The organism is Phycisphaerae bacterium, assembly GCA_017999985.1.
In the GTDB taxonomy this organism is placed as follows: domain Bacteria; phylum Planctomycetota; class Phycisphaerae; order UBA1845; family Fen-1342; genus JAGNKU01.
The window spans coordinates 148,655-169,806 of the sequence record JAGNKU010000001.1 but is presented as its reverse complement, the minus strand read 5'-3'; the positions used below and the strand labels follow the sequence as shown (position 1 = coordinate 169,806).

Here is a 21,152-nt window from a genome sequence, read left to right as displayed (position 1 = left end):
ATAGCACGGGAGACGAGGTGGCGGGGGGGTGTGCGCGGGCGTTACGGCGCCGAAGTGCGGAATCTCACGCAGCGGGGCCAGCACGCCGGGCAGCGCGGCCTGCTACGGATCGGTTCGGCGATTGCGCGTTCCAGCAGCCTCGGGGGGCGCGCCGCGCGCGTGCTGGGTCATTTGTCGCACCAACGCGATGAGACTGTGGCGGTCGATGGGCTTGGTCGCGAAGCCATCGCAACCGGCGGCCAGGCATTTCTCCCGGTCGCCAGTCATGGCGTGAGCGGTTAGGGCGACGATGGGGCCGCTGTAGCCGGCAGTGCGCAACCGCCGGGTGGCGGCGTAGCCGTCGAGCACCGGCATCTGCATGTCCATGAGAACAACGTCGAACGAGCGGCCCTCGGCGCGGGCGGCGAGGGCCAGGTTCGCGGCGACCTGTCCGTTTTCCGCGACCGTGACACGTGCGCCGGCTTTCGTGAGGAGGAAGGAGATCAGGCGCTGGTTGTCCGGCCCGTCTTCGGCCAGGAGCACCGTGCAGTCGAGCGGCTGATCCTGACTCGCGGTAACTGGGCCGGCGGGGCTGGGGCAGGGGTCGAGCGGCGCGGACGCGGTGCTGCGGGGCACGTTGTCGAGTGCGCCGGTCGCGATCGTGAGAGTGAAGGTGCTGCCCCGTCCCGGCTGGCTCGTGACGGTGAGCTCGCCGCCCAAGGCGGCGGCCAGGTGCTTGCTGATGGCCAGGCCGAGGCCGGTTCCGCCGAAGCGTCGGCTCGTGGACGAGTCGGCTTGTGCGAAGGGCTGGAAGATGCGGGTGAGTTGCTCGGGGGTGATGCCGATGCCGGTGTCCGCGATGTCAAAGCGGAGTTGCGGCGCCCGGCCCGTGCTGGCGGGCGGCTCAATGAGTTGCACGGTCAACGTGACGCCGCCCAGCTCCGTGAATTTGATCGCGTTGGCGAGCAGGTTCAGGAGCACCTGGCGCAGGCGGGTGGGGTCGGACTGGATGCGCTCGGGGAGCGGCGTTGCCAGGCGCAGCTCGAAAGTCAATCCCTTGCTGCGGGCGCGGACCTGGGCGTTGCTGACGGCTTCGGCGATGATCGTGGCGGGGGAGCACGTCAGGTTCTCGAGCGTCAGCTTGCCGGATTCGATCTTGGACAGGTCGAGGATGTCGTTGACGACGCTCAGCAGGTGGCGCCCGTTGGAGAGCACCATTTCGGCGTGTTCGCGGCGCTGGCGGCGCGTCGCGCAGTCCAGCCGCGCGGTGCACGCCGCGCATTGCGCGCTGCCCTCGACCAGCAACTCGGCGAAGCCGGTGATGGCGGTGAGGGGCGTCCGGATCTCGTGGCTCATGTTGGCCAGGAATGCGCTCTTGGCCCGGTTCGCGGAATCGGCCGCGTCGCGTGCCTCCTGCAGCTCGCGCTGGCGGGCCTGCAACAGCCGCTGGGAGCGTTGCGTGCGTGCCAGGAGCCCGTTGACCGCGATCGTCAGATCGCTGAGCTCGTCGTGGTGCTGCACGGGCACACGCGCGCCGAGGTCGCCGGAAGCACTGATTCGGCGAACGTTCTGGCTGAAGTGTCGCAGGCGGCCGACTACCAGCCGCTGCATGAGGATGGTCATCGCAGCGCCAAACAGCAGGCCGACGCCCAGCAATGCGAGCTGGAAATGGGCCCAGGTGGCGGCGGCCAGCGGTGAGATGATTGCCGGCTGGGCGACGCGCAGCAGCGCGGCCGGTCGCCCGTAGACGTCGGACTGGATGACAAAGCCAGCGGCCTGGCCACCGGCCAGCGTGGTGACAGTGCGGCCGGGGTGCTGCGCGAGGCGGGTGTGCGCCGCGGCGAAATCCGCCGGGAGCGGGCTGTCCAGCGCGCGCAGGTCGATGGAGAGGCGCAGCATGCGTGCCAGGCGTGCCAGGCGCTGGGGGTCGAGGCGGCGCCCGGCGAGCAGCGTCCCGCGCACGGGGCCGTCGCGCGAGGTTGGCACGATCGGCCAGACCGAGACGAGGCATGGGCCGTCGGGCGTCATGAGCAGGCCGCCGTGGTGCTCCGCGTGGTCATCGCGCGCCAGCAGGGGGCTGTCCGGGGCGCACAAGTCCAGCACACTTGTGGGCGCGGGGGCCTCGGCCTGGAGCGTCGGGTCGTAGTACCGGCTGAGTACGACGCGGCCGGTGCGATCCACGTAGCAGGCCCAATCGAGGTCGGTGTCTCTGAACGTGTACTCGGCCCAGTTCGATTCGACGTAAGCCGGATTGTGGTCCGCGATGAAGGCGTACGTGTCATCCCAGGCCGACCAGTCGCGGACCGTGCGATCGAGCGCGGCCTGGTCCGCGTTCAGCATGTCCACGACGCGCTGGACGTTCTGCTCCGTGTCGCGGGCCTCGATGCGGGCGAAGCCGTGCGACACGATCCGCGACAGGCCGAGGTTCAGCGCGATCAGCAGGAACGTCAGCATGACCGCGTTCGTCACGAGCACTTTCGCGCGCAGCGTCATCCCCGTACCTCCCCTGAAAGACTATCCGGCGCGCCCGGCGACGGGGCGGCGGTTTGCCGCACAGGACGGACCTGGACCAGCGGTCCATGCAGGCAGCGGCCGAGCGCGGCCAATGTCGCGACGCAGCAGCGCAGGCCGAGCAGTGGAGACGGGTCCACGGGCGTTTGGCTCACACGACGCTCCCGGCGGCCCGCAGCACCATCGTTGGCGCGCGGGCACGGTTCAGCTCTATACCCACATGGGATTCATCGTTCGGCGTGGGCGCGTGCCCTAGTGAAACCGGGAGGGCGTGGGCTGCCCCGGTGGCGCGAATGCCGCCGCGAATGGTCCGGGGGGACGGTCTGCTAATGCGGTGCCAACGGGCGCGGGAAGGCGGCTCGTACCGGGCCATGTCGCGGGGCAGAGCGCGCAGTGGGCGCTGCCCACGCGGCGGCGGCGGGGGCGGGTCCGCTAAACGCCGCGCAGAATCTCACGGGCGATAACGTGGCGTTGAATCTCGCTCGTGCCTTCGTAGATGGTGGTGACGCGCGCGTCGCGGTAGAGCTGTTCGACGCGGCATTCGTTGACGAAGCCCGTGCCGCCGTGGACCTGCACGGCGCGGTAGGCGATGCGGTTGACCGCCTCCGTCGCAAACAGCTTGGCGATGGACGCCTCGCGCGTGTACGGCTGCTCCGCATCCTTGAGTTGCGCGGCGCGATCGATGAGCAACTGGGAGGCGTCCAGTTCCGTCTGGCTGTCGGCGATCATCCACTGGATCGCCTGGAAATCCGCGATCGGGCGGTTGAACTGCCGGCGCTCCTTGGAGTAGCTCACCATCAGGTCCAGGCAGGCCTGGCTGATGCCGACCGCCTGTGACGCGATGCCGATGCGGCCGCCGTCCAGGGCGGACAGCGCGATCTTCAGGCCGTCGCCGGGCTGCCCCAGCAGGTGTTCCGCTGGCACGAAGGCGCCGTCGAGGCTCATCTCGGCGGTTTCGGAGCCGCGGATGCCCATCTTGCCGTGGATGGGGCGGCGCTCGACGGCGTCCTGCTGGGCGTCGAGCAGGAACATGCTCAGGTCCTTGTTGCGGCCGGAATGGTCGGTGCGGGCCAGCACAATGAACCAGCGGCCGTGCAGGCCGTTCGTCACCCAGAACTTGCTGCCGGTCAGTTGCCACCCGCCGGCGGCGGGCACGGCCCGCGTCTTGGCGGCGGCGGGGTCGGAGCCGGCGTCCGGCTCGCTGATGGCGAAGGCGGCCAGGTTGCCGGGGGTGACGAGGCAGCGCTGCATCTCGTCGCGCAGCGCGTCGGCGGCGAACATCTTGATGGCCTCGCACACCATGTTGTGCACGCTGACCGTGACGGCCACGGAGGGCGACGCGTAGGACAATTCGCGGATGATGTGCGCGTACGGCAGCATCGGGCAGCCCAGCCCGCCATGGTCTTCCGGCACACGCAGGCCCATCAGCCCCATCTCATAGAGCTGCCCCAGTCGCTCGCAACACGAGGATTCCTCCTTGTCCCACTTGGCGTCGAGCGCGAGGAGTTCGCCGCGCGCGTAGTCACGGACGCCTTCGATCAGGAGACGGTGGTCGTCGGAGATCGTCGTGAGCATGGTTGTCACCGCTGCGGCGTCGCGAAGGCGCGCCTGTGCCACCTGGACCGTGTGCCCCGATCCTAGCAGAATGCGCGGGGCTTGTCGCGGTCCCCGTGCCGCGGATCGTTGCAGGTGAGGAGCAGGTCATGACGCACGCTGGGCGGTTTCAGGTTCGCACGCAAGGGCATACGGAGGTGCTGGACATCACGGGGGAAGTAGCGCGCGCGGTGGCGGCGTCCGGGATCCGGCAGGGCTTGCTGGTCGTGTTCGTGGTGGGGTCGACGGCGGGGATCACCACGACCGAGGCGGAGCCGGGGCTGCTGCGCCACGATCTGAAGGCGTTCTACGAGCGCATCGCTCCGAAGGGCGAACATTACGCGCACGAGGCGACCTGGCACGATGACAACGGGCATGCCCACGTGCGTGCGTCTGCGCTCGGACCGTCGCTGACGGTGCCGGTCGTGGACGGCCGGATGCCGCTGGGCACATGGCAGCAGATTGTCCTGCTCGATTTTGACACGCGCGGCCGGACACGGGACATCGTCGTGCAGATCGTCGGGGAATGAGCGCCGGGCTGAAGGGACTCACGCCGACGCGGGCGGTGCGGCACAATTCCAGCACACCTCAAAGTTGGCCGGGTTGCGTTCGCCGCAGGCCGGGCAGCGCCAGGCCCGCGCGGTCCGGCACCGCCGGGCGTCTTCGGCGGCGCGGCGCAGGTGCCAGCGGACGTCGAAATAGAACTCGCGGGGGGCGCGAACCCGCGCCATGACGGCGCTCTGCACGCCGTAGATCTCGGTCACCGAACGCTCGCCAACGGGGATGTACGGGATCAACTCGGCGGCCAGCAGGGCCTGCACGGCGGGGGACGGTATTGGGTGACAGAGTTCCTCCGCGACCAGGAACCATGCTTCGCGCGGCAGCCAGGCCCGCGGGTCGAACGGGGCCGCGCAGTGCGGGCAAGTGCGGGTCATGGCGCCGGCCAGCGGCTGATCGCACCGCGCGCAGTGCAGGCCAAAATCCGGCAGCGGCAGCTCACTACCGGTGAACGTCGGGCTGCGCAGGCGTGTCCATGGGCCGATGAGATCGTCGATCCGGAACGGGCGCCCGCATTCAGGACAACGGTGGGCGGGCAGCCCCTTCAGCGGGTACGCGCAATGAGGGCAGGTCAGGCCCCAATCGGGGATGGGCAACTGCTCCAGGTCGATGTCCATGCGGGCAGCATACCGCGCTGCGGGGCCGGCAGGTGGATGGTACACTGGGCAGCCATGGACACGAACTCGGAACACCCGCGAGACGCCGGTGCTGCACGAGCCGGTGCCACACCTGCGGGTGGCACCCACGCCGAAGCCGCACACGAGACGGGCGGATTCGCTGCTCTGGCGCGCGAGTTGTCGCCCATTCTTGGCGGGGAGCTACGCACGGACGCCCTGTCGCGGGTCCTGTTCGCCACGGATGCCAGCATCTACGAGATCCTGCCGGCGGGGGTGGCCTTCCCGCGCTCGGCCGCGGAGGTGGCCACGTGCGTGACGCTGGCGGCCCGGCACGGCGTGCCGGTCACGGCGCGCGGGGCGGGCACGGGCCTGGCCGGCGGGGCGGTGAACCGCGGGCTGATTGTGGACTGCTCGCGGCACCTGAATCGCGTGCTGGCGATCGACCCGGCGCGGCGTACGGCACGTATCGAGGCTGGCGTGGTGCTCGACGAGCTGAACGCGCAGCTCAGCCCGCACGGGCTGCATTTTGCGCCGGACGTGGCGACGAGCAGCCGGGCGACGGTCGGCGGGATGATCGCGAACAACTCGTGCGGCGCGCATTCGCTCGTCTTCGGCCGGACGGTCGATCACGTGCTGAGCCTGGACGTCGTGTTCGCGGACGGCTCGACGCACACGTGGGGGCGGGATGAACCGCCGGCGACCAACCCGCGCGCGATCGAATGCGAACGCGTGCTCACCAGGATTCTGGCCGAGCAGGCCGACGAGATCGCGGCGCGTTTCCCGAAGGTGATGCGCGCGAACGACGGCTATGCGCTTGACCGCCTGCGGCCAAACGATGGCCGGCTGAACGTCGAGGCGCTGCTCTGCGGCAGCGAGGGGACGCTGGCGATTGTCACGGCGGCGACGGTCAATCTCATCCCGTTGCCGCGCTACAAGGGCATGGTCGTCGTCCATTACGACAGCTTGGCGCAGGCGCTGAACACGGTGCCGGTTCACCTGGCCCACCAGCCCGCCGCGGTCGAGTTGGTCGACAAGTTCATCCTGGACGCGACGAAGGACAATCCGGCGATGGCGCGGCGGCGCTGGTTCTTGCAGGGCGATCCGCACGCGCTGCTCATTGTGGAGTTCTACGAGGAGGACGAAGCGCGCCTGAGTCGCCGGCTCAACGAGCTGTGCGCGGACTGCCAGAGCCGCGGCATCGGCTACGCCTGGCCGATTCTGACCGACACGGCGCAGCAGACCGACGTGTGGGATGTGCGCAAGGCCGGCACGGGGCTGCTCATGTCGCGGCCGGGCGATAAGCAGCCGTACGACTTCATCGACGACACGTCGGTGGATCCTGCCCGGCTGGGCGACTACATGACGCGCCTGGGCGAAGTGCTCCGCGAAGAGGGTGTGGAGCAGGCCGGCTATTACGGCCACGCCAGCGTGGGCTGTCTGCACGTGCGGCCGGTGCTGAATCTCAAGCGGCGCGAGGACATTGTGCGCCTGCGCCGGATCGGCGACCGCGTCAGCACGCTGGTCGCGGAATTCGGCGGGACAATGAGCGGCGAGCACGGCGACGGGATCGTGCGGTCGTGCTGGCTGGGCAAGACCTTCGGGCCGCGGCTGATGGCGGCGTTCGAGACGATCAAGCGGACGTTCGACCCGGACGGCATCCTGAATCCGGGGAAGATCGTCGCCGCGCTGCCGATGGACGAGAATCTGCGCTACGGTGACGGCTTCGAGTCGCAGCAGCCGGCGACGATTCTGGACTTCGACAAGTACGGCGGGATGGCCGGACTGGCGGGGATGTGCAGCGGGCTGGGGCAGTGCCGGCAGCGGCTGATCGGCACAATGTGCCCGTCGTACATGGCGACCGGCGACGAGGCGCACAGCACGCGGGCCCGGGCGAACGCGCTGCGGATCGCCCTGTCGAACCGGGGGCTGCTGACCGGGTTGGCCGATGAAGCGCTCGATGAGGTCATGGACCTGTGCCTGAGCTGCAAGGCGTGCAAGACCGAATGCCCCACCGGCACCGACATGGCCAAGCTGAAGGCCGAGTGGCTCGCGCACCGCAACGACCGGCTCGGCGTGCCGGCGCGGACGCGCCTGGTGGCGGCGTCGGTGGACAAGGCGCCGTGGGGCAGCCATTTCGCGCCGCTGAGCAACTGGGTGATGCAGTCGCGTGCGGTGCGGGCGCTGATGGAGCACCTGTTCGGGTTCGATCGCCGCGTGCCGTTTCCGCGGTTCGCGCGGCCGACGTTCCGGCAGTGGCTGGCGCGGCGCGGGGAGGCGGTTGCCGCGGCGGGCCGGCCGCAGGTCGTGTACTTCGTCGACACCTGGGCGAACTTCTACCAGCCGCAGGTGGGGCGCGCGGCGCTGAAGGTGCTCGAAGCGCTGGGCTACGAAGTCATCGTGCCGGCGACGCGCTGCTGCGGCCGGCCGCTGATCAGCAAGGGTCTGCTGCGCGACGCGAAAAAGCTGGCCGAGGCGAACGTGCAGGTGTTGGCGCCGTACGCGGAGCGCGGAGTGGCGATCGTCGGCACGGAGCCGAGCTGCGTGTCGGTGCTGCTGGACGAGCTGCCGCAGATGGTGCGCACGCCGGCCGCACGACAGATCGCCAGCCGGGCAATGACGATCGAGACGTTCGTGGCGGCGGAGCTGCGAAAGAACCCGCAGGCGCTGCGCTTCCGCGACGCGGTGCCCAAGCTGCTCTATCACGGGCATTGCCACCAGAAGGCGCTGACGGGCACGGCGGATGCGCTGGCGGTGCTGACGGCGTGCACGCACGGGCAGGCGTCCGAGATCAACAGCGGCTGCTGCGGGATGGCGGGTGCCTTCGGCCACGAGGTGGAGCATTACGACGTGGCGAAGGCGGTCGGCGAGCAGCGGCTGTTCCCGGCGGTACGGGCGCGCGGCGACGCCGAGATCGCGGTATCGGGCTTCAGTTGCCGGCACCACATCGCGCACCACACGCCGGCGACGCCGCGGCACGTGATCGAATGGCTGGCGGATGCGCTGGCCGAGCCGGCAGGGCCCTGAGGTGACGCGCGAGGAATTGCGGGCCGCCGGGTACGATGTCGGTGCGGCGGCGTACGCGCGATTGGCGGAGTTCGTCCGGTTGCTGCTGGAAGAGAATGCGCGGCTGAATCTGACGGCGGCGAAGACGGCGGCGGAAATCTGGCGGGGGCATGTCTGTGACAGCCTGGCACTGGCAGGGCTCGTATCCGAACGGCGCGTGCAAGCGTTGCTGGATCTCGGTAGTGGCGGGGGACTGCCAGGGGTTCCCGTGGCGTGCGTGTGCGAGGGCGTGCGCGTGACGCTCCTGGACGCGACGCGGAAGAAGGTCGATGCGGCGGCGCGGATGATTGCACGACTGGGCCTGTCGAACGCGACCGCGCTCTGGGGCCGGGCGGAGGTGCGGGCACACGCGCCGGCGTATCGCGAACGGTTTGACGCGGTGACGAGTCGGGCGGTCGCGGAGTTACCGGTGTTGCTGGAGTACGCGGCGGGTTTTGTGCGGTCCGGCGGGGAATGCTGGTTCTTCAAGTCGGCAGCTCGAGCGGCCGAGGAACGTGCCGCCGCGCAGGCCGCCGCGGCCATGTGTGTGCTGGAGTACGTCGGCGCGCTGTCCTATCGGCTGCCTGGTGAAGCGGACGCGCGGGTGGTACTCCGCTATCGGAAATCGGGGGTGCTGCGCGCCGATCTGCCCCGTGCGCCCGGGCGGGCGAGGAAGCGCCCGCTGTAGCACGACGCGGCCGCGCGTCGGTCGAACGTAGTAGTTGTCGGAGATTGTCGCGTCGTCGTGACAACAACCGACAACGCGCTATTCCCAGGTAAGTTAGGATTTATGCGTCCGCCGTGCGCTTGGGCCTGCACCGCGGGGAAAGGTGGATTTCATGCGTCCGATCGTGCTGGCAGCGGGACTGGGACTGTGCGTGTGTGCAGCCTGTGGACAGGGGCTCCCGGATCAGGACTGGTACGGCGTGCCGGCGAAGGCGGATGCGGCGCGCGCCCTGGCCGCGGCCTGTGGACCCGTCGGCGAGCTGCTGCCGGGCGGCCTGCCGCGCGCCTTCCCGCCGGGCAACGCGTACGACGATTTCACCGACGTGTTGCACTATCAGCTTGACCTCGAGATTATCCCGGCCACGACGACACTGGCGGGGTCGAACACGATCACCGTGCGCAGCCTGGTGCCGGACCTCACCCTCTTCCACTTCCGCTTGCACGAGAATTTCACGATCACCACGCTCTCGCGCGATGCGACGCCGCTGGCCTGGCAACGGCTGGACTCCGCCACCGTGGCGGTCACCCTCGACCGCCCCTACGGCGTGGACGAGGTGTTTGACATCACGATCGCCTACACCGGTCATCCGCCCTCTGGCCAGGGGCTCGGCGCCATCACGTTCCGCACGCGCGGCGGCAGCCCGGACATCTACACGCTCAGTGAGCCGTTCTTTGCCCACACGTGGTGGCCGGTCAAGGATGCCCTAACGGACAAGACCACCGCCGACCTGTGGTACACGGTGCCCGATACGCTCGTTGTCGCGTCCAACGGCCTGCTGCAGGGGACCGACGTGCTGGCACCGGGCAAGCTCCGCTATCGCTGGAAGACGGAGTATCCGACCGCCGACTACCTGTACTGCTTCGGCGCGACGAACTATGACACGTTCGAGTCCACGTGGACCCGCGACGGTGTCACCCTGCCGCTGAAGTTCTTCATCTACCCCGAAGACAACACGCCCAGTCACCGCTCGGCCTGGCGGGCCTGCGAGAACATGCTTACCACGTTCAGCGACCTCTATGGCACTTACCCCTTCATGAACGAGAAGTACGGCATGCTCGAATTTGGCTGGGGTGGCGGCATGGAGCACCAGACCATCACCAGCATCGGCGGCTTCGGCGAATGGCTCGTCGCCCACGAGCTGTCGCACCAGTGGTGGGGCGACCACGTGACCTGCGCCACCTGGCACGACATCTGGCTCAACGAGGGCTTCGCGACGTACTCCGAGGCGCTGTGGTTCGAGCACCGCCCCGGCAGCCCCGGCGAGCCCTGGCTCCACGCCGTCATGTCCGTCCGCAGGCCGGCTGAGACCGCCTACGGCACGGTCTACTGCTACGATGCCTCCGATCCGGCACGGATCCTCGATATGAACCTCAGCTACTACAAGGCGGCCTGGGTACTGCACATGCTCCGCCACCGGATCGGCGACGACGCGTTCTTCGACGTGCTCGCGGCGTGGCGTGCGGCGTACGGCGGCGGCTCGGGGACCACCGAGGATTTCCGGGCGGTGGTCGAGGGCGTCACCGGCGATGATCTGGCCAATTTCTTCCAGCGCTGGGTCTACGAGGCGCCGCTGCCGTTTTACACCTTCGGCTGGCAGCCCATCGTGGTCGACGGGGCGGGCTACATCGAGCTGTATATCGAGCAGATCCAGGGCACATCCGAGTCCGTGTTCGACATGCCGATCGATCTGGTGGTCACGGACGCGGAGGGAGACGCGGCCTACACGGTCTGGAACGATGCGCGCGTGGAATACCTGCTGTTTCCGGTGCGGAGCACGACAAGCGACTACCTGCGGTTCGATCCGACGCCGTGGATCCTGGCGGACCAGCAGGAGCTGGTGTTCCCGGATGGGGCGCCGCCGAAGATCGTGACGCTGCAGCCGGCGCCCGGGGCGGTCGTGCAGGCCGCGGACCTGCCGGAGCTGGAGGCGGTGTTCCACGTGCCGGTGACGGCGGCGGCGGCGGATTTCACGCTGGTCGGCGCGCGCACTGGCAACGTAACCTGTGCGTTTGCCTACGACGCGGTGCGGCAGGCGGTCACGCTGACGCCGGCGAGCGATCTGTTGCCGGACGAGTACACGCTGACCATCGCCGATACGGTGGTGAGCATGGCGGGCGTGGCGCTGGACGGCGAGCTGTCGAAGCCCCGTGCGATGGGGCCGCTGCCGAGCGGCGACGGGCTGGCGGGCGGGGCGGCGTTGGCGACGTTCGCGGTGTACGTGCCGGGGGACTTGAACTGCGACGGCATTGTCAATTTCGGCGACGTTAATGCGTTCGTGTTGGCCCTGTCGAATCCCGGCGTGTGGGCGGAGACCTATCCGCACTGTCCGGCGCGCAGCGGCGACGTCGATGGGGACGGAGCGGTGAACTTCGGCGACATCAATCCGTTCGTCAGTCTGATCGTCAATCCGTAGACGAGCGCGGGCACCGATAAAACCGGCGCGCGGACGGGTTGGCACTGCTCCAGAGCAGTGCCACGCCGCGCAGTTGGCATGCGCAGTCGGCCGCCGCAACCCGTATAATGGGCGGGAGAGGCAGGTTGCGGATGGAAGCGCTCCAACGCCGGTCGCGAGGTACCCCCATGAGCAGAAGGTGGTTGGTGGTTGTGTTGGGCTGGGGTGTCACGAGCGCGACGGCGGTGGGCGCTGGCACTGCTCCAGAGCACAAGTCAGCGCACGTAGGCGGCACTGCTCTGGAGCAGGGGCACCAGTGGTCGCACATGAGTGGTGCCGCTCTGGAGCAGTGGTACGCGGCGCAGCCGCGCGACGAACGGGCTGCTGACACCGATGTGCGGCACTATCACCTTGACCTGACGATCGACGCGGCTGGTCACTGGCTGGGCGGGTCGAACACCATGACCGTGCGCAGTCTGGTTGCCGGACTCAGCGTCTTCCGGTTCCGGCTGCACGACGTGCTCACCATCTCCGACCTGCGCGTCGGCGGCGTGCCGGTGACCTGGACGCGGCTCGACGAGGCCAACATCGATGTGACGCTCGATCGGCCGTATGGCGCGGGCGAGGAGTTTGCGCTGTATGTGGCGTACAGCGGCTATCCGCAGTCGGTGGGCAGCTTCGGCTCGATCACGTTCCGTCTGCGCGGCGGCGTGCCGGAGGCGTTCACCGAGAGCGATCCGTGGTACGCGTACACGTGGTGGCCAGCGAAGGACGACCTGCTCGACAAGACGACGGCCGACCTGTGGTTCACCGTGCCCGCAACGCAGAAGGTGGCGTCCAACGGCGTGCTGCTGGGCGTGGACGACGTCGGCGGTGGCCTGCAGCGCTATCGCTGGAAGACAGAATACCCGACCGAGGATTACCTGTACTGTTTTGCGACAACGAACTTCGACGTCTTCGAAGACACGTGGACGTACGACGGCGCGAGTATGCCGTTGCAGTTCTTCATTTATCCGGAGCACAACACGGCCGGCAATCGGGCGGCGTGGCTGCGCTGCAAGACCATGCTGACGACGTACAGCGACGTGTTCGGCACGTACCCGTTCGCGAACGAGAAGTACGGCATGCTCGAATGGGGCGGGGCCGGCGCGATGGAACACCAGACGATGACCAGCATGCTGGGCTTCGACGAGGGCACCGTCGCGCACGAGCTGGCGCACCAGTGGTGGGGCGATTGGGTCACGTACGCGACCTGGCACGACATCTGGCTGAGCGAGGGCTTCGCCACGTATTCGGAAGCCCTGTGGCGCGAGTTCCAGCCGGGCAGCCCCGGCGCGCCGTGGCTGCACGCGAACATGGCCAACAAGCGCCCCAGCGAGCCGAGCGGCAGCGTCTACGTCTACAACCCGGACAGCATCGAGGCGATTTTCGCCTACAACACGACGTACCTGAAGGCGGCCTGGGTGCTGCACATGCTCCGGCACGTGGTCGGCGACGCGGCGTTCTTCGACCTGCTGGCGGCGTATCGGGCGGCGTACGGCGGCGAGAACGCGGCGACGACGGAAGACTTCGTGGCCTTGGCGGAGAGCGCGACGGGGCGCGAGCTGTCGTGGTACTTCGACCAGTGGATCTACGGCGTGGGCGCGCCGTTCTACGTCTACGCCTGGCGCCCGCTCGACATCGACGGCGCCGGCTACGTGGAGCTGTTCATCGAGCAGTTGCAGGGCACGCAGGAATCGGTCTTCACCATGCCGCTCGACATCGTCGCGACGGATGACAACGGTCCGGTGACGCACGTGATCTGGAACGATGCGCGGCGCGAATACCTGCTGCTGCCCGTCGCGAGCCCCGGCGTATACGACGTGGCGTTCGATCCGACGCCGTGGGTCCTGCGTGCCGGCCAGTCAGAAGTCATCTTCGACGAGGGGCCGCCGAAGATCGTCGTGCTCGATCCGCCGCCGGGAGCCGTGCGGACGCCGGCGGAAGTTGCGGCGATTGAGCTGGTGTTCCAGGAGGACATCGTGGCGGACGCGGGGGCGTTCGCGCTCGTGGGGGCGCGCGGCGGCGTTGTGCCATGCGCGCTGGCGTACGATGCGGCGCGGTTCGCGATCACGCTGACGCCGGCGGCGGCGCTCGCGACGGATACATACACGCTGACGGTCGCGGACACGCTGGTGAACGTCGCGACGGGGCAGGCGCTGGACGGCGAGCTGGTGAAGACCGACGGCTCGGCCCCGCTGCCGAGCGGAGACGGTGTGCCCGGCGGGGCGGCGGTCGCGACTTTCACGGTGACGGTGCGCGGCGATCTGAACTGCGACGGCGATGTCGACTACAGCGACATCAACCCATTTGTGCTGTACCTGTCGAACTTCGCTGCGTGGCAGCCGACGTACCCGGGTTGCCCGGCGGCCAACGGCGATATTGACGGCAATGGCGTTTATCCCTCGTTCGGCGATATCAATCCGTTTGTGACGCTGCTGACGCCGTAAGCACCGCGGTGCGCCGCCGTCGCGCGGGAGAAAGCGAACCTCCTGAGCGGGGGACAAACCTCCCGAGCGGGGAGAGCAAACATCCGGTTTGCTGGGGCAAGGTAGAGCTTTGCACTCCCCTGATCTTGCGGAAGCAAAGCGGAGCTTCGCACTCCCCTGGTCAGCAAAGCAGAGCTTTGCACTCCCCTGGTCAGCAAAGCAGAGCTTTGCGCTCCCCGACCCTCCCCCGACCCTCCCCCGGCCGCCTCCCTGGGAGAGAGGGGCGTTGGGTGCGCTCAGGGACTGGCGCGGCCGGATGCCGTAGAATGTCCGCATGCTCACGAACGTGCGGATCGTCCTGGTTGCGCCCAGCGGACCGGCCAATATCGGCGCGGCCTGCCGGGCCATGGCCAACATGGGGCTGTCCGAACTCGTGATCGTCGCGCCACGCTGCGCCGTCGATGACGAGGTCGCCGTCGCGTACGCCACGCATGGAGTCGAGATTCTCCATGCGGCGCGCGTCGTGGCGGATATTCCCGCGGCCTTGGCGGGGTGTGTGCGTTCCTACGCGACCTCATCGAAGCTGGGGCTCTACCGGCGACAGTCCGCCGTCCCGCCCGCCGAGGCGGCCCCCGAGGCGGTGCAGGCCGCCGCACGCGGGCCGGTGGCGTTCGCGTTCGGGCGCGAGGACTACGGGCTGCAGACGCGCGAGCTGCTGCATTTCGACCGCATCGTGTCGATCCCGGCGGCGGAAACGTACCCGGTGATGAACCTGGCGGCGGCGGTCGCGGTCGTGTGCTACGAGCTGCGGCAGGCGTGGCTGGCCAGCGAGGGGCGGGCGCCGCTGCCGATGACGATCGACCCGGGCGTGGCGCCGGACGAGAAGAAGCAGGTCATGTTCGAGCGCCTGTTCGATGCGCTGGAGCGCGTGGGGTTTCTGTACGGGCAGAACCCGGACCATCTGAAGTATGCGCTGCGGCACCTGTTCGGGCGGATCGAGCTGTCGGTCAACGAGGTGGACATTCTGATCGGCCTCGCCCGGCAGATTCGGTGGTACGTCGATCATCACCCGCAACGGATCGATCCGCCGCAGTAGCACCCTTCAGTGGGCTGCGGGCGGTACCCTCTGGTCGGGTGGTACGGGCGTCCCGCCCGTTTGGGAGACGGGCAAGATGCCCATACCACCCGGATAAAGCGCCGGCGGTACGGTAGGATGCCGCGTTGGCGGCTACGGAGAACGTGTATGTGTACGAACAGTCGGATCATGCATGCGACGAGCGCAGCCTGGCTGGCGGGGCTGCTGCTGGCCGGCGTCGCGTGGGGGCAGGATGCGCAGGTTCTGGCAGAACTGAAGCAATGGCACGCGAAGTTCGACAAGGCGAATGAAATCCTGTCGCCGGCCGACGGCGAAGCGGCCCGCGCGCAGCTCAAGGCGTGGAACCTGTCGCCGGAGAAACTGGACGCGGAGCCGCGTGGGTGGTTGCTGCAGGTGACGATCAGGGCGGCACTGGCGGTGGGCGACGTGCGCACCGCGCTGGAGTGGCTGCCGCGTTTGCAGGCGGAAGCGCCGGAGGACCGCGGCACATTGCGGGCGGCGTGGCTGGTGGCGATTGCGGCCGGTGACGGGCAGCTTGCGGCGCAGACGCTGGAGGCGCTGAGGTCCAAGGGACTGGCGGGCGAGAAGGCGATCGCGCTGCGGCAACGCCGGCTGGCCTTGGTGGGCAAGCCGGCGCCCGATGAGAGCGTGGACACGGCGGATGGGCAGACGATCGCGTTGCAGCGGCGGGGTGGCGTCGTGCTGGTCATGGGTTTCTGGCGCTTGAAGCCGACGCCGGAGGAGAAGCACGTCAAGGCGTTGCGTGAGCTGTACGGCGCGTGGGCGGATGACTCGCACGTGCAGTTCGTCGGGATCAACGCGGACCCGCCGGCGGAGGCCGAGGCGGCGCGCAAGCAGGCGGCGGAGTGGGGGTACAAGTGGCCGCAGGTCTATGGGCTGCCCGAAGGTGAGCTGCCGCTGACGCGGAAACTGGCTGATGTCGACCCGGCGCCGTACCAGGTCGTCATCGACGGCGAGGGCAACACGCGCGCCGCGGGGGCGGCGAGCGAGCCGGAGTTGGTCTACGCGCTGCGGGCGGCGGTGGCGGAAGCGAAGGGTGCGTATGCGGTGATGCGGCCGAAGACGACGGCGGGCGAAGCGGTGTCAGAGCCGGTCGCCGCAAAGCCGGCCGGTACGGAGTCGGCCAAGGCCGACGCGACGCCGCAGGCGACAGGCAAGAGCGATTTGCCGCACAATCAGGAGGCGGCGAGGCTGTTGAATGAGGCCCGCGTGTTCCAGAAGACCGGGCGCAAGACCGATGCGCGGCGCGTCCTGCAGGAAATCATCGACAAGTACCCGGGCACGTGGGAGGCCGCAGAAGCGAAGGAGCGCCTGGAGTCGTTGTGATCGCAGGGGGGGCGGGTTGCGTGCTACACTGACGACATGGCCGAGTTGTTTCCATCCTGTGCGCGTTTCGAAGAGCTGGCAACGCAGTTTAATCGCGTGCCGCTGGTTGCGACGCTGATCTGCGACGAGATGACGCCGGTGAGCGCGTTCGCGCGTTTACAGGTCGATCGGCCGCGTGCATTTCTGCTCGAGAGCGTGGTTGGCGGCGAGAACGTTGCGCGCTATTCGTTCCTGGGGGTCGATCCGCAGCGGACATTTGCGACCCGCCGCGACGAGGTCCGCTGGATAGACCACGCGACCGGGGCCGCGCGGACCGAGCGGACCAACGATCCGCTGGCGGTGCTCGAACAGCACCTGCGCGAGTATCGCACGCCGGTGCTGCCGGGTCTGCCGCGTTTTCTGGGCGGGGCCGTGGGCTATGCGGCGTACGACACCGTGCGCTATTACGAGCGTCTGCCGCATGCGCCGGCGGACGACCGAGGTTTGCCCGATCTGCTGTTTGATGTCTACGAAACGCTGGTGGTTTTCGACCATGTGCGGAAGGTGACGCTGGTGGTTGCCCACGCGGCGATCCCGCCGGACGCGGATGGGGCAGCACGGCGCACGGCGTATGATGAGGCCGCGCGACGGATCGACGAGGTCATCGCGCGGCTGGGCCGGCCGTCGGCGTTGCATCCGGTGCAGGTGACGCTGCCGGCCGCACCGGTGACGCGGTACACGAGCAACTTCACGCAGGCGGAGTTCGAGCGCGTCGTGGAGCGCTGCCAGGAGTACATCCGCGCGGGCGACATCTTTCAGGTCGTGCCGTCGCAGCGGCTGCTGGTGGAGACGAGCGCAGACCCGCTGGATGTGTACCGCGCCCTGCGCGTGATCAACCCGTCGCCGTTCATGTTCTATTTGAAGAGCCCGGAGGTCACGCTGGTCGGCGCGAGCCCGGAGGTGATGTGTCGCGTGCAGGACGGCGTCGTGATGAACCGGCCGCTGGCGGGCACGCGTCGCCGGGGCGCGACCGACGAGGAGGACCGCCGGCTGCGGGAGGAGCTGCTGGCGGACCCGAAGGAGCGGGCCGAGCACGTGATGCTGGTGGACCTGGGGCGCAATGATGTGGGCCGCGTCGCGCGGCCGGGCAGTGTGCGCATCAGTTCCGTGATGGACGTAGAGTACTACAGCCACGTCATGCACATTTCCAGCACGGTGACCGGCGAGTTGGCGGAGGGGCGGACGGCGTTCGATGCGTTGCGGGCGGCGCTGCCGGTGGGAACGGTGAGCGGGGCGCCGAAGGTGCGGGCGCTGGAGATCATCGACGAGTGCGAGCCGACGCGCCGCGGGCCGTACGCCGGCGCGGTCGGCTATGTCGATTTCGCGGGCAACATGGACACGTGCATCGCGCTGCGGACGCTGGTGATGCATCCGGGCGGCGGTGCGTGGCGGGCGTACATCCAGGCGGGGGCGGGGATTGTCGCGGACTCGGTGCCGGAGCGCGAGTACCAGGAGACGCTGAACAAGGCCCAGAGCCTGCTCAGTGCGATCGGCCTGGCGGAAGCGCGGTTCGGCGCGTAGACGCGGACGGCGTGCGCCACGGAATCTGGCGGGAGCCCCAATCGCGTTTGCGACCTCGGTACTCCGCCCGTGTATGAGCGCTATGTGGACGCGAATCCGGCGATCAACTCGCCAGCGGGAGGCGTAGACGTGCGTGGCCATTTCCGCATGCGTCGGTGGCTGAAATGGGTGGGGGCATGTCTGTGCGTCGGATTACTCGCGGTCTGGGCAGCTTCGTGCTGGACTGAGGTTCGCGTGAAGCTCTTGAGTGCAGACATTTCTGTCGGCCCCACGCACGCGATAGTTCTCGTGCGCGTCGAGCGGCGGCCCCCACCGACTAGTTGGTCGCGCGCGGCTGCCTACCTGCCAGGGTACATCGGTTTCTTCAGCGATCCTCATTTGGGGGGTGGTTTGCACATTGTGTATCTTGCACTCGGCTGGCCATTCGCTTTTCTGGCGATTCCGACCGTACTGCTCTGGTTCGTCGATCGGCGTCGCACTCCGCCCGGCCACTGCCGGAAGTGCGGCTATGACCTGACTGGCAATGTGAGCGGGCGCTGCCCCGAATGCGGGACAGCAATCGCGATATGCGGGGCAGAATCAGCCGCCAAATGATCGTCGCCCGCAACCGGCACGGCTGGCGCGGGCGACGCGGTTGGAGAATCGCGTTTCGGGGCTATTCCTGGGGCGGCGGAATCTTGTGCACCCAGCCGTAGCGGTCGGGGGCGTCGCCGAGCTGGATGGCCCGCAGGCGCTGGTAGAGCTCGGTGGTGAGCCGGCCGGGGCGGCCGTCCTGGGAGTAGACGATCTTCTGGTCGCGGTAGGTGATGGTGCCGACCGGCGTGATCACGGCGGCAGTACCGCAGCAGCCCGCCTCGACGAAATCGAACAGCTCGTTCACGTGAATGGGCCGCTGTTGCGGGCGCATCCCCATCTCCTCGGCGAGAGTGAGGAGCGATTTGTTCGTGATCGACGGCAGAATCGACGGGCTGGCGGGCGTGACGTACTGGCCGTCTTTCGTGATACCGAAGAAATTCGCCGGCCCGGATTCATCGATGAAGTGTTTCTCCTTCGCGTCGAGGTAGAGCACCTCGGTGAAGCCGCGTTTCTTGGCGGCCATGGTGGCGCGGATGCCGGCCGCGTAGTTGCCGCCGACCTTGACGTCGCCGACGCCGAGCGGGGCGGCACGATCGACCTCCTCTTCGACGACCAGGTCCACGGGCTTGAAGCCAGTCTTGAAATAGGGGCCGACGGGGGTGACCAGGACGAGGAACATGAATTCCGTCGCCGGTTTCACGCCGACCTGCGGGCCGGTGCCGATCACGAGCGGGCGGATGTAGAGGCTGGCGCCGGTGCCGTAGGGCGGGACGTACTTGCGATTGGCGTTGACGACGCGCTCGATCGCGTCGATGAACATCGGGGCCGGCACGGGCTCCATCAGGATCTTCTTACACGAGCGGATGATGCGGGCCGCGTTCTCATCGGGGCGGAACGCGACCACTTCGCCGCGCCGCGTCTCGAACGCTTTCAGTCCCTCGAAGCACTCCTGGCCATAGTGCAGGCACGTCGCGGCGATGTGCATCGGCACGGTTTCGTCCGGCGTGAGCACGCCCTCGTCCCACTGCCCGTTGCGGAACATGTAGCGGATGTTGAAATCGGTTTTGTGGTATCCAAAGTCCAGGTTGGCCCAGTCAAGGTCGGCTTTGGTCACGTTGCTCTCCGTGCGCTGCTCAGACCGAGGACGAGTACGAATGCTCATAGGGAGTCTCCGAGCGCCCCCCGCACTGCGGATGCCGCCGCATCCCCCAATCCATCCTGCGTAGCCGCCGTGGGCGGCCCCAGCCGCGCGTGGCCCCCGGCAAATTGATACGCAAGCGCTGCCACTACTTGAGCATAGGCAATGGCCCAAAAGCTTGCAAGCGGGCGTGATCCGGGCGCGCAATCCGGCCTGCGATGCTGGCTTGGGCGCGCGGGCCCGATGTGGTATAATCGCCGAATTGTGCATCACGACCGCGGCGGTATCGGGGGCAGTGACCTCGGACCGCCCGCCATGAGGTATCCGCTCCTTGCCCCGCCGTCCGCGAACCACGACCCCGCCGGCCGTACCGTGCGCGGCGGTCCCTGCCGAGACGCGACGCCACCTGCTGGGTGATGACTTGGCTGCGCTCCAGGCGTGGCTGACCGCAAGTGGCCAGCCGCGCTACCGGGCTGAGCAGGTGCTCGCCTGGATTTACCAGCACGGGACGACCACGTTCGCGCAGATGACCAATCTGTCGAAAGAGCTGCGCGCGGCGCTGGAGGCGCAGGCGGATATCTACCGCTCCGCGATCACCGCCGAGTCGGTCGCGGCCGACGGCACGCGCAAGCTGCTGCTGACCTGGCCGGACGGCGCGGCCATCGAGACCGTCTGGATTCCCGAGGCCGACCGGCACACGGCGTGCCTCTCGTCGCAGGTCGGCTGCCCGGTCGGCTGTCGGTTCTGTGCCAGCGGGCTGGCCGGCGTGCAGCGGAATCTCACCGCGGCCGAGATCGTCGAGCAGGCGCTGCGCGTGCGCGGGCTGATCACGGCGCACGTCGATCCCGCGGCGGGCGAGAGCGGCCGGCTGTCGCATATCGTGCTGATGGGCATGGGCGAGCCGCTGGCGAACTACGACGCCGTCGTGCAGGCCATTCGCATTCTCAACGCGCCCTGGGGGCTGGGCATTGGGGCCCGCCGGATCACACTCAGCACCGTGGGCCTGCCGAAGCAGATTCGCCGGTTGGCCCGCGAGGGACTGCCGCTGAACCTGGCGCTGTCGCTGCACGCGCCGGACCAGGCGCTGCGCGAGGAACTGGTGCCGTGGGGCAAGGTCCCGCTGGCCGAGCTGCTGGATGCGTGCGCGGACTACTTTGACCAGACCGGCCGCGAGATCACGCTCGAATACGTGCTGCTCGACGGCGTCAACATGGAGGCCCGGCACGCGGCCCAACTGGCCCGGCTGATCCGGCGGTTGCGCTGCAACGTGAACCTCCTGCGGTATAATCCCGTGCCAGGGTTGCCGTTCGGGCGCCCCAGCGGCGAATCCGCCTACGCGTTTCAGGCGGCGTTGCGCGAGCACGGCGTCAACGCGCATATTCGGACCTCCCGCGGGCAGGACATTGAGGCGGCGTGCGGGCAATTGCGCCGCCGCGCGGCGGACAGGGCGCCGGAGGCCTGAGTGAACAGCGAGCGTTGGATTGCGTACTAGCAAGGCGTACTGCCGGGCGTGCAGTGCCGGTCGTGGTCAGAGGAGTATTCGGCGAT

At 68.5% G+C, this 21,152-nt stretch carries 13 protein-coding genes; 9 read left to right on the top strand and 4 right to left on the bottom strand.

Annotated elements, in window-relative coordinates; genetic code table 11:
* Positions 1–102: 102 nt before the first annotated feature.
* Together KA383_00635 and KA383_00630 are read right to left on the bottom strand one after the other, a co-directional pair.
* Entirely contained in the window at positions 103–2,472 is a 2,370-nt protein-coding gene (locus tag KA383_00635) for a response regulator (GenBank protein ID MBP7744605.1), read from the bottom strand.
* A gap of 450 nt (positions 2,473–2,922) precedes the next feature.
* The gene (locus tag KA383_00630) at positions 2,923–4,065 is read right to left on the bottom strand and encodes an acyl-CoA dehydrogenase family protein (protein ID MBP7744604.1); all 1,143 of its coding nucleotides are present in this window, start codon (positions 4,063–4,065) and stop codon (positions 2,923–2,925) included.
* A gap of 128 nt (positions 4,066–4,193) precedes the next feature.
* Between KA383_00630 and KA383_00625 the strand changes: the two genes are divergently transcribed.
* Positions 4,194–4,613, top strand: coding sequence for a secondary thiamine-phosphate synthase enzyme YjbQ (locus tag KA383_00625; GenBank protein MBP7744603.1), 420 nt, complete (start codon positions 4,194–4,196; stop codon positions 4,611–4,613).
* 18 nt (positions 4,614–4,631) lie between these two features.
* Here KA383_00625 and KA383_00620 read toward each other — a convergent pair whose 3' ends face one another.
* Positions 4,632–5,258: a hypothetical protein gene (locus tag KA383_00620; GenBank protein ID MBP7744602.1), complete on the bottom strand. Its 627-nt coding sequence runs from the start codon at positions 5,256–5,258 to the stop codon at positions 4,632–4,634.
* Positions 5,259–5,435: 177 nt separating this feature from the next.
* Between KA383_00620 and KA383_00615 the strand changes: the two genes are divergently transcribed.
* The 7 genes from KA383_00615 to trpE all read left to right on the top strand — a co-directional run bounded on the left by KA383_00615 (position 5,436) and on the right by trpE (position 17,890).
* Positions 5,436–8,282: an FAD-binding protein gene (locus KA383_00615; GenBank protein ID MBP7744601.1), complete on the top strand. Its 2,847-nt coding sequence runs from the start codon at positions 5,436–5,438 to the stop codon at positions 8,280–8,282.
* A complete protein-coding gene (gene rsmG, locus KA383_00610; protein MBP7744600.1) occupies positions 8,254–8,988 on the top strand; it encodes a 16S rRNA (guanine(527)-N(7))-methyltransferase RsmG in 735 nt (244 codons plus the stop codon). Before KA383_00615 ends, rsmG begins: the two co-directional genes overlap by 29 nt.
* A 151-nt stretch (positions 8,989–9,139) precedes the next feature.
* Positions 9,140–11,440, top strand: a complete 2,301-nt coding sequence (locus KA383_00605) for an Ig-like domain-containing protein (GenBank protein MBP7744599.1) — start codon at positions 9,140–9,142, stop codon at positions 11,438–11,440.
* A gap of 167 nt (positions 11,441–11,607) precedes the next feature.
* On the top strand, positions 11,608–13,908 hold the full coding sequence (locus KA383_00600) for an Ig-like domain-containing protein (protein MBP7744598.1): 2,301 nt from the start codon (positions 11,608–11,610) through the stop codon (positions 13,906–13,908).
* Positions 13,909–14,221: 313 nt separating this feature from the next.
* On the top strand, positions 14,222–14,983 hold the full coding sequence (locus KA383_00595; GenBank protein MBP7744597.1) for an RNA methyltransferase: 762 nt from the start codon (positions 14,222–14,224) through the stop codon (positions 14,981–14,983).
* A gap of 147 nt (positions 14,984–15,130) precedes the next feature.
* Positions 15,131–16,330, top strand: a complete 1,200-nt coding sequence (locus tag KA383_00590) for a redoxin domain-containing protein (protein MBP7744596.1) — start codon at positions 15,131–15,133, stop codon at positions 16,328–16,330.
* A gap of 36 nt (positions 16,331–16,366) precedes the next feature.
* Positions 16,367–17,890: an anthranilate synthase component I gene (trpE, locus tag KA383_00585; protein MBP7744595.1), complete on the top strand. Its 1,524-nt coding sequence runs from the start codon at positions 16,367–16,369 to the stop codon at positions 17,888–17,890.
* Between the two features lie 655 nt (positions 17,891–18,545).
* Here trpE and KA383_00580 read toward each other — a convergent pair.
* A complete protein-coding gene (locus KA383_00580; protein ID MBP7744594.1) occupies positions 18,546–19,628 on the bottom strand; it encodes a branched-chain amino acid aminotransferase in 1,083 nt (360 codons plus the stop codon).
* A 382-nt stretch (positions 19,629–20,010) separates the two neighbouring features.
* On the opposite strand from KA383_00580, the gene rlmN reads away from it, so the two are divergent.
* A complete protein-coding gene (gene rlmN, locus KA383_00575) occupies positions 20,011–21,066 on the top strand; it encodes a 23S rRNA (adenine(2503)-C(2))-methyltransferase RlmN (protein ID MBP7744593.1) in 1,056 nt (351 codons plus the stop codon).
* The last annotated feature ends 86 nt before the right edge of the window (positions 21,067–21,152 follow it).